Genomic DNA, 14,166 nt, shown 5'->3' on the forward strand with positions numbered 1-14,166 from the left:
AGGCTTCTCGGGAGGCGATGCCGCACCACCCCGTTGATGATCAAGATCGTGTGTTGAGACCACGCGGCGTGGCAGCTGTCACAGACCGTTTTGATCCAGCCCGCGGCTCCATCGTTGCGTCTCCTGCGGCGCCCGGGCTCCCCACAGAAGTCACAGATGGTCGCGGACTGCTTCTCGGCCTCAGTGATGAGGCCGCGCATCTCTGAGCGCGCAGTGGCAGAAGGCGTCGTGACATGGACCCGGACCTCGCCGAGCTTTTCCTTCAGGTCCTCGATTCGATAGTCCGTCTCAACGGCGAGGAGTCGCTCATGCAGCCGCAGCAGCAGCGGGTGCCAGCCGGGACCGACTGCGCACAGTCGATCCGGTAGGTGCCGAGCAGGCGTCCCGCTTCTGACATGAGGTTCTTGCATACGGCCATTTTGCTTGCTTGTGCCTGGGCGGGCTGTGTGGCGCGAGCTCACCGCTCGCCGTCGGACGGGCGAGCTGCGTGCGGAGGCAGGCCGCTACGGGGCGCCGGGTCGCCAGGAGAGCGGTGGCCGTACTCCTGGTAGGGCCTTTCCCCAGGGTGCCTTTCCACTCGCGTCCGCCGCCACGCGGTATCGAAGGAGACGGTGCCGTTACTGGCCTGCACCAGGCGCCACGCATGCCAACTGGTCCGCGGCGACAGCAGCCACCGCAGTACAAGAGTGCTCACCGGCATACCGCCATCTCGTGCACAGGGCGAGGAGCCCCCGGGCCGGTCACGCGTCACCTGCCGGAACGGACGACGTGTGCCCGTTGAGCAACGCCTGTGCCTTCAAGGCGTGCTGAGGGCGCTGGGCGCTCGCCATGCCCGCGGCCAGCAGCGTGTAGAGCATGCTTTTCTGACTGGGCTCGGGGAAGCTGGCCAGGAATTCGCGCAGTACCTCAAGAGCCTGATGCTCGACCGTCCGCTCGTGCTCAGGCCGGTACCGGGCGAACACCTCCGCCACCTTGTGCGCGTCGCCGAGCACGGTGGAGAGCTTGGACCAGTCCGCGTCGTCCCTCTCGACCCATCGCAGCAACAGGGCCACGGGGTCTGCGAGTTCGGCGGCGATCGCTTCGGCCGCCTGCCGGCGCAGGATGTCGGTCATGGCCTGCTGTCGCTGCGCGGCCAGCAGAGCGACGACGGCGGCCTGGTCATCGGGGGGCAGATCGAGCGCGAGCGAGGCCCGGAAGTCGACAGGCGGATCTGTGGACAGCGAGCGCTTGCCGCGCAGGTGTTCCCCGACGACATCCCGCGCGGTGGCGAGGTCGGCAGGATCGCACGTCACCGCGACATCGGCTGCCGCCTTCCGGAGGATCGCACGGACGGCCGCTGCGATCTCTTCGCTCGTGGCCGGGTACGGCGGTTCGGTGAGGACCGTGGCCGTGATGCGGGCGGCGAAGCCGATCCCCGCACGCGAACTGCGCAGCCGAACCTCGAAGTTGGTCAGGCCGCGCCGCACTGCCTTACGCGTACGGCGGCGCGACCAGGCTGAGGAGGCCACGGTTCAGGACTCCACGGGTGCGGGCTCGTGATCGAACCGTGCGGCCGACAGCGCCGCGGGCAGTCTGAGGTCCTTGCGCAGCTCGATCACGGCCTCGTCGTTGGCCACGCCGGGTTCGCCGAAGATGAGCGCCGAGATCGGCGTGGAGTACAGGTGCTGCACGACGATTTCGTTGAGGATCTCCGTCACGAGCTCGCGCGACACTTCTGCCACCTGCCGGAACTGCGCCCAGGCGGTCAGCAGCTCCCGGCACTCCGCGTCGACCCGGTTGTCGGCCAGCGCCACATTCCAGCCCTGGATGAGCGCCTCTTTGACGTCGTCCTTCTGCTCCGCGGCCGCCAGCATCACCTGCAGGACGTACGGGTCAACCCGTGGATCCAGGAGTGAGAGGAAGGCCCGGTGGCCGGCCAGGTGCTTCTTCTCGGTGGCCCACTTGATGATGGTGCTCCACACGCGGGGCAGTTGACCGTCGCGCGCGGCGATGTCTCGCAGCGCCCGCTGGGCCACGAGTACGGCGCCACCGGGGTGGGGCCGGTCGAGAATGTGCCGCAGGCGGACGAGGGCCTGGCGGGGGTAGTGGTCCGCGAATTCGCCCTGGCAGACCAGAGCGACGACGGTCGCCACGGCTTCCGAGGTCTCTTGTGCCGAGTCCAGCAACAAGGCACGGACCTCGGCGCCCAGGGTGTCCGCCTCGGCGGCGACCGTGAGGACGCGAGCGATCAGCTCCCAGTGCTCGGGGCTGTTGTCGCCGTTGTCGATCCAGGCGTGGATCTGCTTGATGACGCGGATGTCGCTCTCCGCGACCGCCAGCTCGACCAGGAGGTCGCCGATGGGGGCGAGTCGATCGGCGCCCGGCCCTTTGGGCGACGTGATGGTGTCGAGCCAGGCCAGCAATGGCAGGTGGATGTCCGCGCGTTGTTGCCAGAGATGAAGCAGGACGGCACGAGCGTAGCCACGCTTGTGGTCGAGCGTGACGGTCCGCCCGGTTACTTTCGCGCCCAAGGCCTTGAGCCGGGTGGTCAGATCGGGTCCGGTCAGGATCGTCCGGACGCTGGTCTCCCGAGGCTCATCCAGGAGCATCCTGGAGCCGTCCTGGATGGTCAGCGCGTCCTTGTTGTTGAGGAACAGGGTCGAGACGAGCAGGGCGCGGTCCTCCGGCTTGTCCTCCGTCTCGGCGAACACCTTTTGGACGTCGGACCGCCACTCCTGGAAGGCGCTGAGGGCCGCCTTCAACCCCTCGGCGGAGTCCTCTGCGGAGGCGAGCTTGTCAGCCAGGCGGGAGCCATCCGCGGGACGGCTGCCATCGGTCAGCAGATGCGCGGCCTCGCCGACCAGACCGGTCCCGGAGGAAGCCGTGTTCAGCCAGCGGAGCCGATCCGGCTTGCGATGCACGTACTCCAGGTGTGTCCGTGCCACTCGTTGGGCGCAGGGCCTGGTCGTTGCACGGGCGACGACCCGGGCCAGCGTTCCGGAGGCGGCTTCGGGCCACCCGTGCTCGTCGGCGATCACGACCAGATACGAGCCCACATAGAGCAGTCCCTCGGCATAACTCACCAGCTGCTCCGCGAAGTTGCCCGCGTTGTGCCACGAACTGATCTCCGCAGCCACGTCCAGCAGATATCCCGTGCCCGGCTCATCGGGCAATACAGAGATGTCCGGGGAGCGGGGCTTCTCCCAGTCGGGACGGATCTCCCGTAGGGCCAGCGGCTTACCAGGAGACGCCTGTTCCTTCTGGGAGATCTCCCACAAGGCTTTGATGCCGGCAGTCCGTTTGCCGTAGCCGCCCGGCCCAGCGACGACGGCCAGTCGAGGCCCACCTCCGGTGAGACGATCGATGGCTTCCCTCGCCGTCCGCACCTCCTCGTCCCGCGAGCTCAGGCCTACCCAGGCGAGGCGTACGACGTCGAGATCGGCCTGCGGAATATCGGTCACGGGCAGCTGCGGCTTGCTCGTCATGGTGACGGAGCCGGCGGCCACAATGATCTTCGAGTTCTGGTTGTTGCCTACGTCCACCCGCATGCCGGGCACCGGGACGGTGAAGGGAGGAGCGGGTGGCGGAGGCGGGACAGGGCCCGGGAAAGTCTCCTCGTTCACCGGCCTCCCTCCGGCGTCCCGTAGTGGAAGCCGCCCGAGGCGTTGATGGCACCGCCGGCGATGACGACCTGGCTGTTGGTGTTGTGGTGCACGCTCGTCCGCGCGCCGGAACCCTCGTCGTCTCCTTGGACCTTGTCGGCCAACTCCTGAAGCTCTTGCGCCGCGTCCGGATGCCTCTGGATGAAGGCCGCCAACTGGATCAGCAGGTCACGGCGCAGCCGCTCCTCCACCGCCCCACGTTCACTTTCGGGGCTGTCGACGAGTTGCTGCCGTGCCGTGTCGATCAGTTGCAGTACCTGCCCGGCACCCTGCTCGCCATCTCGACGAAGGATGCGGGCCACAGCACCCCGCGCCGAGTCCCAGGTGGTCCTGACCATCTCGGTGACGAGAGCAGCAGCTCCCACACCCGCGACCTGCATGATGTCCAACGCGTCCCCCATAGTCGATTCCCCTGCCCGGCGAGGCGTGCAGGGGTCGGCGGCATATTCGACACATCAGGGTGGATGTCGTCGTGAGAGGTGGCAATCGAAAATATTTGCCACATACCGGAATCGGAAAGTATCAGACGGACGGATCCGGCCGGTTCGGATCCGAGTCGCGAAGTGCTGCGCTGAGAAAAGGTCCGTGGACCCCAGGGTGGGCGGCAGTTCAGGTCTCAGCTACGGCGTAACTTGGCCAAAGTGTCACTTTGGGTGATTGTCCGGAAGTGGGTAGAGCATGGTGGTGTGAGCAGAGTGAGTCCGGTATACGCGCGGTGATGAAGGGACCGCCCTCGTCATCGACCAGGACGGCGTGGTCCGGCCGCCTAGGGGCATCGTTCACTGCGCGGGCTTCTGGGGTGATCCAACCTCTAGGTGTCGTTCGATTTCGTGGGAGTGCCGCCCTGGCCCGGTGTCCTCTCCTGGGAGGTGCAGATACCTGCCCTGTGCGCCATCCGCGCCGCACTGGCCAAGGACGCGTCCCACTCAGACTCCGGTCAGCACAGGTCGGCGTCGCGAGGGCAGTCGGCGTACACCACGGGGACGGCCGCCGGTCGAGACGGGGTCGGTTCCCTGTGGCTAGAGGTTGTCCCGTATGAGGTGTGAGTTATCCGGTGAGGGCCAGGTTGTGGAGCCGGGCGATGCCGAGCATGGCCTGGTGAACGCCGTGGCCCTTGAGCTGGCAGTCCCGCAGGATCTTCCAGTTTTTCAACCGCGACAGGGCGTGTTCCACCCGGGCCCGCGCACGGCGGTGGACGGCATTCTCCGCTTCCTGCTGTGGGCTGAGGCGTGTCTGACCACGTCGTTTGCGGTGCGGGATGAGCAGGCCGGTGCCCTGGTATCCGCCGTCGGCGATGGTCGGTGCGCCGCGGCAGGCCCGGTCGATGCCGGACTCCGTGTACGCCCGGCAGTCGTTGCGGCTGCCGGGCAGCGGCAGGCCGATCGCCACCACCACGCGGCTGTTGGCGTCGATCACGACCTGCACGTTCGTCGAGTACCGATAGTTCTTGCTGGAGGCGGAATCGCTGCGATCACGGGTGGGCGCCAGGGTCCCGTCGACGATGTAGACGGTGTCTTTGCGTGGCCGGCGGGCCGGCGAGATGGCCAGCAAGGGCGCCAGGTGATCGAGGATGCGGTCGGCCGCAGACTTCGAGACCCCGAACAGCGGCGCCACCTGCCGCAATATCAGGTTCGTGCGCCAGTACGTCGCCACCAGCAACACCCGGTTCTCCAGCGGCAGCCGCCAGGGACGGCCGCGCCGAACGTCACCACCGCGACGCCGCACCAACGCCACCACCCTGGTGAATTGCGACTCGGTCAGCCCGGAGAACGGCTCGATCCACTTCGGATCATCCGCTGAGATCACCCCACCCATACCCAGCCAACGCATCAACCGCCCCACCAGTTACGGGACAACCTCTAGCCGAACGCATCAGGGCCTTGGGTCGACTCCTGTACCGGACCAGCGTGCGTCGCGCTCAGCTCGGGACCTTCGGGGCCAATGGTGCAGAACCCGCAGATACTGCTCCCATTCCGAGGCTGGGACCTGAACAGCGTGGTGCTTTTGAAGGCTCGATGGTTAACGTCCGGTCGTGAGAAGCACCTAATGGCGGGATATCGTGGGTGCCCATGGCGCTCGGGGGCCGATGCCATGAGAGGAGAGCGCATGGGGGCACCGGAGTCAAACGCCGGAGACGAGTTTCACTTCTGGTGGGCTGCCAGCCGCGCGCTCGAACTACTGAATCCAAATTCTGATCTTTGCCGGGTCAGCTTGGAGGGACTCGCCAGGGTCGATGACCCTGACGAGAAATACGAAACCGTCGATGTCGCGGAGTACTACGGCGGGAGCGATGTCAGGGACGCGCACACCCTTGTGATGTCGCAGCTCAAGTACAGCACCCGTCACCCTGACCAGCCGTGGACGGCTTCTCGTCTCTGTGAGCGGCGCAGCCGTCGTACTGAGAACGGGCCTGCGACCGCTCCCCGTTCTGTTGTTGCTGATCTCGCGGATGCCTATCGGCGGCTGCGTGACGACCATGGGACTGAAGCCGTCGGGAAGTCCCGGATTGCCTTGGTAAGCAACTGCCCAGGCGACCCTCACCTGCTGGCAAGCGTCAAAGCCGCAGAGGAGTGGGTACGAGCACAGGACGGAGAGGTCCAGCGAGCAGCACTTCTCAGGGAACTGCCTGGCGAGCAAGGGGCTGTGATTCGGCAATTGTCGACCGCCGTGGGCGGCCGACTGTCCAGCAGCGAGTTCTGCCGGTTTCTGACCGTTCTGGATCTGTCCCAGACAGGCATGATGGACCGGGCGACCCTGGCGCGTGCAGTGCGTGCTGGTGCCAGTGAGCTGACGCCGGGTCACGGTCCGGACTCCGCGCTGCGTCTCTTCGACCTCGTCCGAAGACAGGCCCTTCCCGAGGCGAGCCGGGACGGAATTACCGTGGACGACGTGCTTGTCACGCTCGGCGCACCCGAGGTGGTCGACCTCTACCCCGCACCATCCCGACTTCCGGATGTTCCCGACCCGCTTCCCGCACCAAGCGCTCGCGATCTCGCTGAGACGGCACTGGAGCACCTGGGCGAGCATGTGGTCGCGCACGGCGAGGCTGGCGCCGGAAAGACGACGACTCTGCGGCAAATGGGAGATCACCTTCCTGAGGGCTCCGCCCTTGTGCTCTTCGATTGTTATGGCGGCGGCGACTACTTGAGCTCGGGTGAGGAGCGGCACACGCCCCGACGGTTCGTGACTCAGGTGGTCAATGAGCTGGCCCAGCAGTGCGGAACTCCCTTGCTCATCCAGCCGCCCCAGGTGGAGGAGGATCTGTGGCGGTGGCTAAACAGGACCCTGGAGCGCGCTTCTGGCTCGCTTGCCCCTGGAGCCGTGCTGGTCGTGGCGGTGGATGCGGCGGACAACGCGGTGGTCGCCGCTGACGAGCGTGGAGACCGAGGATTCCTGTCGGGCCTCGTTCGCCTTCCTCTGCCAGAGCGGGTGGTGCTGGTTCTCACGGCGCGAAGTCACCGTGTGCCCTCGCTGGGTGCAGATCCTGCAGAAACAGTGGAGATCTCTCCTTTCGACGCACCGACGTCTGCGCTGCACCTGCGTAGGCATCGGGCAGCAGCCTCCGACACTGAGGCAGGCGAGTTTCATACCCGAACGGGAGGCAATCCCCGGTCGCAGTTCTACGCGTTGGCGCAGGCCGATGCGAATGGGCTGGACGTGCCAGCTCTGTTGGAGGAATGCGAGCGGACTCCCGAGCCGCTCTTCGCAGACCTGGTCAGCTCCGCGTTGCAGGTCAGTGGCGCCGATGCGGGCGGGCAGCGATGGCTCGCGCTCATGCTCGCCCTGGCGCGCCCTGTGAGCATCGCTACCCTGGCAGCCGCGCTCGACGTCGACATGGCAGCTGTCTCCGCATTCGCTGGAGGCCTTGTACCGGGGGTCAAAGTCGTTGACGACCTGGTCCAGTTCCGCGACGAGGACTTCGAAACCTATGTCCGCGGCCGTGTGAGTCCTTCTGATGTGGTTGCCGCGCATCACCGGCTCGCGGACATGTTCCTGGCCTCGCGCGCGGCTGACCCGGACGCGGCGGCGCACGTCGCCGACCACCTGTTCGCAGCTGATCGCCTCGATGAGCTGCTTCAGCTCGTGCTGGACGAGGACACTCCCGCGGGAATCGCCGACGGGTTTCGTCGCGAGCAAGTACAGGGCCGTCGACTCGACCTGGCAGCGCGCGCCGCCGCCCGGACGGGCAGCGCGGTTGCGGCCGTTCGCGTGGCTGCTCGCGGATGCGACACCGCCTCGCGTTCCGACACACTCTCCCGGCTAGTCGAATCCCACCTCGACTTGGTCGCGCAATACGTGGACGTTGAACTCCTCCATGCTTACGCGCTCCGACAGAGTCACAGAACCTGGCTCGGTCCCGTCCAGATGAGGATCGCGGGTGCGCTGTCGAGAGATCCCGAGCGCCACACTGAGGCACGTGCCGCGCTCGACAACGCCGAGGCTTGGCTGCGGCGCTGGAAGGATGGGCGCAACGGGGAGAGTGCGCACTGGACTGTCGACGTCGACGATGTTGCCGCCGCTGCGGAAGCCCGCTACCGGCTCGATGGTGTCGCCGGGGCAGTCGACGAACTGCGCCGATGGCGCCCCACTTCCTTCGTGCACGATGTCACGGCAGCTCTCGCAGCCCGCCTGGCGGGTGAGATCTCCCCGGATGAGGCTCGGGACGTGCTGCGCGCCAATAGCGTTCCGCCTGCTGCCCAGGCTCCATTTCTCGCGCACGCGGTGTCATCGTCCACGGCTCCCGATCCTGTATGGGTCGATGAGGTGGCCCAGGGGCTCCTTGCTGTCGCAGCTCCCGAACTCCAGCGTTGGCATCTGGAAGTGCTGGACGCCGTGATTCGCCACGGCAACGGGGACACAGCGGCTGCCTTGGCGCGGCATTGGTCGCCCCACGAACTGCCCGCCTACCGGTGGTCATTCACCACTGAGTCCGCGGAGGGAGTCCTCGCCTTGCGCTGCCATGCCGCAGCCGCTGTTCTAGCGGGAACCGACTTGAATGTCGGCGAGCTCGTCCCGCAGTCACTGCGCGCACGGCAGGCGGACGGGGGCCGCGCTGTGGATCCTCGTGAACATGAGCGTGTTCAGTGGCGTGAGGTCGTGGATCCGCTTGCTGGGGCCGTGGTCCTCCTCGCCCGCACTGCGGTCGGCCAAGCAGGCAGTGCCGAAGTCTCGGAGTTCTGCGAGCCGGTCTTCGCCGGCCATGCCGAGCGCAAGAGATACCGCTGGTTCACCTTCGACCGGTCCTACCGGCCCTGGGCCACACTTGTAACCAAAGCGGTGATTGATACAAATGCTTCGCCTGAGCTTCTGGACCGGCTGGCAGACTCAGCCCTGGAGCTTATTCGAGACGGTTCGCCCGAGCTCTGGCTGGACATGGCCGATGTCCTCAGCCGACACGGCGGCCATGAGGAACGCGCAGCCGCCTTGTGCATGCGCGCCGCAGAGCACGCGCGTGCGCAGCCGTACTCTGCCTCCGACCGGTTGGAGCTGCTCGCGCGCAGCTCGGCCATCGCAGCTACGGTCGCTCCATCCTTGGGCAAGCATCTTTTTGACCAAGCGGTTGATGCGGCCACTGGCATCAACGATGACGCCGCTCGTCTGCTTTCCGTCCATGCAGACCTGGCACAGCGCGCCACCGTCGAGCCTGCACGGTGTGCTGCCGTCGCCGCACGCCTGATCCGTGTCGCCGAGGCCGTGGCACCGCATGTCACCGACACGAACGTCATCCCTTACGAGGCGATAGTCGCCGCTGCTGCCAGGCTCGACGCCGCCACGGGAATGGCCGCCGCAAGCCGCTGGGACGACGAGGACCGGCTGCCACTCGCCGCGAGCCTTCCGGGAGCCCTGACAGGCGCGGTCAGCACCGGTGCTGTGCCGGCATGGCAGGCCCTTTGCTTGGACCACCTCATCGACGACGACAGGCGTCGCTTGACGTACCAGATCGACGTCGCGCTGCACTTGACCACTACCGGCGCCGCAGGCTATGCATCCGCTCGTACGGTGCTGACCAGAGCGGCCAGCTCACTGCGTCGGAGGGCACCTGCCCGTGACCAGCCAGCACTCGCGAGGCAGCTTTTCGAAGCAGCTGCGGAACGAGGGCTTGAAGGGACGATCCGGTCGGTACTCGATCCCGTACTCGCCATCGAAAGCACGTCTGACTCGAACGAGTCGGACGCCATGCCCACCAGCCGTCGCTGGTACGGCGACGAGACGACACCAGAGACCTCCGCCCTGCTCGCGGACCCTGCCTCTCGTGGTTGGCGGACGCTCCCAGAAGATGTCACTGCTCTGCGGTCCGCGCACGTGTACGGCGACGAGTTGAATGGGTTCATCAGCACTGTTGTGCGCCATGCTCCGATGGATGAGCGCGTCCAAGTCCTCGAGGCCGTCGGGGCGTTGTCCGGCCCGGACGCTGCCACCGTGATGACCGTGCTCGCTGACCGCTTGGACGGCTGGCGGGGCTGGCCTGGTCTTGCTGCGTGGGCGGAGTCCGCGCTGCCTTCGTTGGTTGCCAGGTTCCTGCCCGACCTTGCGTGGCATAACGACGTTGACGGGATCATCCGCAAATTCCGCGCCTTCGGAAGCGACGGCATGATCCGCAATGCCATACTGCTTGGCCTTCCGCAAGCCCGCACGCGCCTCACCGCATACGGATGGCAGAACATCGCCTCCCTGCTGGGCCGGCTCTGTGAACCTGCTTCCGCTGCCGAAGCGCTGCTCGGTCTGCTCGACGACCGCATCAGCGAGGAAGCCCCGGTCGTTGACCCAGCTCCATCGACTCCGTTGGAGCCAGTGCCCATGCTGTTGTGGAGTGCCTTCGGACACCCACGCCGCGACATCCGTTGGCGTGCCGCGTACGCGACCAGGGATCTGCTCACCCACCCAGACGTTCCTGCTGCCGCCCCACTCGCCACCCAACTTGTGCAGTGCCTTGACCTCAGCGATACAGGGCCATATCGCGACCGGGACCTGCACTTCTACCGGCTGTCGGCGAGCGCAGGACTGCTCGTCGCGCTACGAAGAATCGCTGCCGAGCGCCCCGCGATCCTCGCCCCGCACAGGGCTGACCTGGTGCGCCATGCGACAAGTTCAGACTTGCCGCACGCTCAGATCAGGGAACTTGCCCGCCAAGCGGCTCTCGACCTTGCGTCACCAGGTGGGCTGGACACAGACGTTCTAGGCCTGGCGAATCAGCCGGACCGCTGTTACGCGGACCGGAAACGTCAGAACGGGCACCATGACCGCCGCGGCTCGACTGACCGCCGCTACGACTTCGATCAGATGGACACGCTGCCGTACTGGTACAGCCCGCTCGCCAGCGTCTTCGACGTTCCCGTTGACACCATTTCCAAGGTCGCCGAGCCGTGGATCCTCGACAAGTGGGGGCTCAGCCAGCAGGACTGGTGGACCGACAAGCGTGAACTGCGCAGCGAAAGAACTGCGGGGCGAATGAGCCACAGGCAGGGGGTGATTCCCCGGGAGGAGAGCTTGCGGCTCTACCTTGAGTATCACGCCATGATGACTGCAGCCGGCGAGCTCGCGGATACGGGACGTCCAGTACGGGTCGGAGCGTGGGACTCGGACGAGGGCGATCCATGGGAGGAGTGGATTGCGCGGCACCTTCCTCCTGCTGGGCCCTGGCTCGGAGACTTGGGCGTTCCTGTTCCCGTTGAGCCTGAGCTTTTCGGCCCGCTTACATTTCCTGACGGCGACCAGACTGCCCCAGAACCAGCTGCGTACGACCGAGTGCTTAGGCTCGTGAACGGAGACCTGCCTGATAGCGCCTTGGTTGCTAGCAGCGTGACGCAGCATAGGCCCGAAGGCCGTGAGGAAATCCGTGTTTGGTCGGCCCTTGTGGCACCTGACCATGCCGGAGACCTCCAGCGCGCTCTTGCTTCGGCATCGGATCCGCACGACTGGAAGCTGCCCGCCGAAGGCGAGGAGCGGTTCGAGGTCGGCCACGGCGCCTTTGATCTGCGCGGATGGCTCGCCGACCCGAATGACCCGAGAGAGACGCTCGCCGAACACGATCCGTATGCGCACGGGATGCAAGCCATGCTTCCCTTGCCCGGTCGCAGGTTTCGTGACGCTGCCCGGGCAACCACTGGCCCACACGGCTTCACCTTGGTCACGCAGGACGGAGCGACCGTCGCCCGCGCAGAACAGTGGGCGGACCCTGACTACAACAGCGACGAACGCCAAGCCACGTCACGCGGATATCGCGTCCACGTCGACCGCACAGCGCTGCTGAACCATCTCGCTCACGCCGGTACCAACCTCATTGTGGAGGTCCAGATTGGACGATACCGATCAGACGCCGCCGACAGCGGCTATCGAGCCCCCAGAAGCAGGATCTACCTCGTCGACGCCGCCGGCCGAGTCACCGCCAGTTGACTCTGTCGCCGCCCTCGGGGAACGCATTCTCACCGAACTCGGCGAAGAACGCACCAACAACACGCTGACTCGCTGGCTTGCCCACCACACCGCCCGTCTCATTGAAGCCGCCGATCAGGCACAGGCGGCCAACGCGCCTGATGCCGATGCCTGTGAGGCCAAGGCACGAGAGGCCATCTTGCAGCTCTGGCACGCGCGCTCCGACTGGCCCAGCGGGTGGCCACCACCCCAGGCGGCCGAGACGGCCAGGCTCCTGGATGGGCTGCCCTCCCTCGATGCCGACGAGTGGTACCGCCGTACCGTCCCGGCACGGCTCCACGACATCCATCACCACGTCCTCGCTGCGCTTGTCGACCTGGCCACCGGTGATGCCTCCGTGGACATCGAGCAGGGGTGGCTCGACGCGTACGGTGACCACCTCACTGAAGACGAGGCCGTCATGCTCCGGCGGGCCGCCGGAAAACCTAGGCGCCTGGACGCGTTGCTGCACCTGGACCACTTGTACGCGCTCCTCGACATGGATGTCGAGGAGGAGGAAGACCATGATGCTGACGCAGTCGCCGAGGGTGCCGACGCACACCCGTTGGTCAAGCTCGCTGACGCGTACCGTGATGCCGTCCTCGACTTGGTGCAAACCTCCAAGACCAATGCCCCAATCGTCAATGGACCTGTACCTGATGAAAGCCGAGACGGCGAAGCTGCGAGCTCGCAGGCTCCGCCCACCGACAGTGAGCCTGGAATTGAAGAGGGCTGAGGTCAAGGTGGCTCCTCAACATGAGGCGATTCGCCTGCACATTTCTCTGGCGTTGACTTGTGTCCTCGGGCCCCGGATACGTTGTCGCGCTCTCCACGCTCGCCTTCGGTAATGGCGAGCAGGTCATCGAGCCGCTTCAGTTCTTGCTCGCTGACCAACGTAGCGATGGGGCCAGCGTCGCCGGTGATAGCGAGACGACTGCCTGACGTGGAGATCCTCCGGACAAGGTTCTCCAAGGGAAGAGGTAGTCTTGACACCGCGAGACGGTCGGTGATTTCAAGCGGTAAATCTAGCCATGTGCAGCTGTGCAATAGAAAGTTGAGTGCACAATCTTGACTTGCTGCATCAGTTGAACGATCGCGGGCCAGCGCTTCTTTGACCGCCGTGCTCAAAAACTCCTCCGGACTCTTCCCTGCCGCTCTCGCCCATGAGCGGATTCGTCTCTTGACCCCGTAGGTGAACGGAATACTCATCCGCAGTATTCCGTCTGGTCCAGGGAAAAGCGTGCACAGTACGTCAATGGGAAGGGAGTCTTGCAGACGTCTCCACACCTTCCTGATGGCAAGCTCCTCGTCTCGCGCCGACACGAGAACGGCGATGCTCTTCCCGTCGTGCGACGATGCCATCGGCATACCGCTGATCCGCCGCGCGACCTTCAGTTCGACTCCGCGTACGGTCCGGGTCAGGATGATCTCAATTGCGTGCAGAGGCATGGGGACTCCAGATCAGTAGAGCGAGATCGGGCCGTCGGGAAGCCAACCTTCCACGTATCCGGAGACCAGAAGCGCCACGCCTTCAGGTGAGACATCTCGGTGGCGAGTTTTGAGCTGGCTGACTTTCCACCGGGCGTGTGAAGGAGACATTGCCTGAAAAGCGTCCGATTCTTCCGCGCTGATCCTCACGATGAAAACGCGGGAAACGGTTCGCTGGTCATGTTCCCAGCAGTCGGACTCCCGTGTTTCGTGAACGCCGTAGAGGGATCCGAAGTGAGGATTCTCGATGTGAAATCGCTCAGCGAGATACTGAGCGGCTCCGTCCTTGAAATCGGTGCCAGCAGCGAGCAGCGCCTGCGGGACCGTCCAGCCACCGCAGCATCCGCCGCACAACATCAGGCGATTCTGGTCGTCCAGGAGGAGCAGGAGGGCACGGCGGTCGGCGACCGACGGGGCGTGGGAGGTTGCCATGTGGTCAGGCTGCCGTCTAGCTACTCAAGTAGCAATCTGGATGCCGTCCCATGGGTGACAGGTTCACTCGGGCAGTGCCAGATGCGCGCCGCGCACCGTGGCTCGTCTGCTCCCGCCGGCGCGCACAGGTTGCACTGAATTCGGGCGCTGCACTGCACCCTGTGCACCCGTCATGAGCTGCGAAAACACTGCA

The 14,166-nt window shown here is 65.7% G+C and carries 9 protein-coding genes; 2 read left to right on the forward strand and 7 right to left on the reverse strand.

Going from position 1 to position 14,166, the window contains the following annotated elements; all coding sequences use genetic code 11:
• The 5 genes from ICC28_RS40630 to ICC28_RS18690 form a co-directional block, all read right to left on the reverse strand.
• A partial coding sequence (locus tag ICC28_RS40630) for a hypothetical protein (RefSeq protein ID WP_223189079.1) occupies positions 1 to 410 on the reverse strand: 410 nt, incomplete at its 3' end.
• Positions 411 to 740: 330 nt separating this feature from the next.
• Positions 741 to 1,508, reverse strand: coding sequence for a hypothetical protein (locus ICC28_RS18675; protein ID WP_188289747.1), 768 nt, complete (start codon positions 1,506 to 1,508; stop codon positions 741 to 743).
• Positions 1,509 to 1,511: 3 nt separating this feature from the next.
• The gene (locus ICC28_RS18680; RefSeq protein ID WP_188289748.1) at positions 1,512 to 3,527 is read right to left on the reverse strand and encodes a hypothetical protein; all 2,016 of its coding nucleotides are present in this window, start codon (positions 3,525 to 3,527) and stop codon (positions 1,512 to 1,514) included.
• Positions 3,528 to 3,598: 71 nt separating this feature from the next.
• On the reverse strand, positions 3,599 to 4,042 hold the full coding sequence (locus tag ICC28_RS18685; protein ID WP_188289749.1) for a hypothetical protein: 444 nt from the start codon (positions 4,040 to 4,042) through the stop codon (positions 3,599 to 3,601).
• 646 nt (positions 4,043 to 4,688) lie between these two features.
• Entirely contained in the window at positions 4,689 to 5,456 is a 768-nt protein-coding gene (locus ICC28_RS18690; protein WP_188289750.1) for a transposase, read from the reverse strand.
• A 291-nt stretch (positions 5,457 to 5,747) separates the two neighbouring features.
• Between ICC28_RS18690 and ICC28_RS18695 the strand changes: the two genes are divergently transcribed.
• Both ICC28_RS18695 and ICC28_RS18700 read left to right on the forward strand, forming a co-directional pair.
• Positions 5,748 to 12,035: an ATP-binding protein gene (locus tag ICC28_RS18695; RefSeq protein ID WP_188289751.1), complete on the forward strand. Its 6,288-nt coding sequence runs from the start codon at positions 5,748 to 5,750 to the stop codon at positions 12,033 to 12,035.
• Positions 11,938 to 12,789 (forward strand): hypothetical protein, encoded by an 852-nt coding sequence (locus tag ICC28_RS18700; RefSeq protein ID WP_188289752.1) that lies wholly within the window; start codon positions 11,938 to 11,940, stop codon positions 12,787 to 12,789. Before ICC28_RS18695 ends, ICC28_RS18700 begins: the two co-directional genes overlap by 98 nt.
• Before the next feature lie 2 nt (positions 12,790 to 12,791).
• Here ICC28_RS18700 and ICC28_RS18705 read toward each other — a convergent pair whose 3' ends face one another.
• Positions 12,792 to 13,502, reverse strand: a complete 711-nt coding sequence (locus ICC28_RS18705) for a hypothetical protein (RefSeq protein ID WP_188289753.1) — start codon at positions 13,500 to 13,502, stop codon at positions 12,792 to 12,794.
• Positions 13,503 to 13,514: 12 nt separating this feature from the next.
• The gene (locus tag ICC28_RS18710) at positions 13,515 to 13,973 is read right to left on the reverse strand and encodes a hypothetical protein (protein ID WP_188289754.1); all 459 of its coding nucleotides are present in this window, start codon (positions 13,971 to 13,973) and stop codon (positions 13,515 to 13,517) included.
• Positions 13,974 to 14,166: the final 193 nt, after the last annotated feature.

The organism is Streptomyces sp. TRM68416 (assembly GCF_014596915.1).
Classification (GTDB): domain Bacteria; phylum Actinomycetota; class Actinomycetes; order Streptomycetales; family Streptomycetaceae; genus Streptomyces.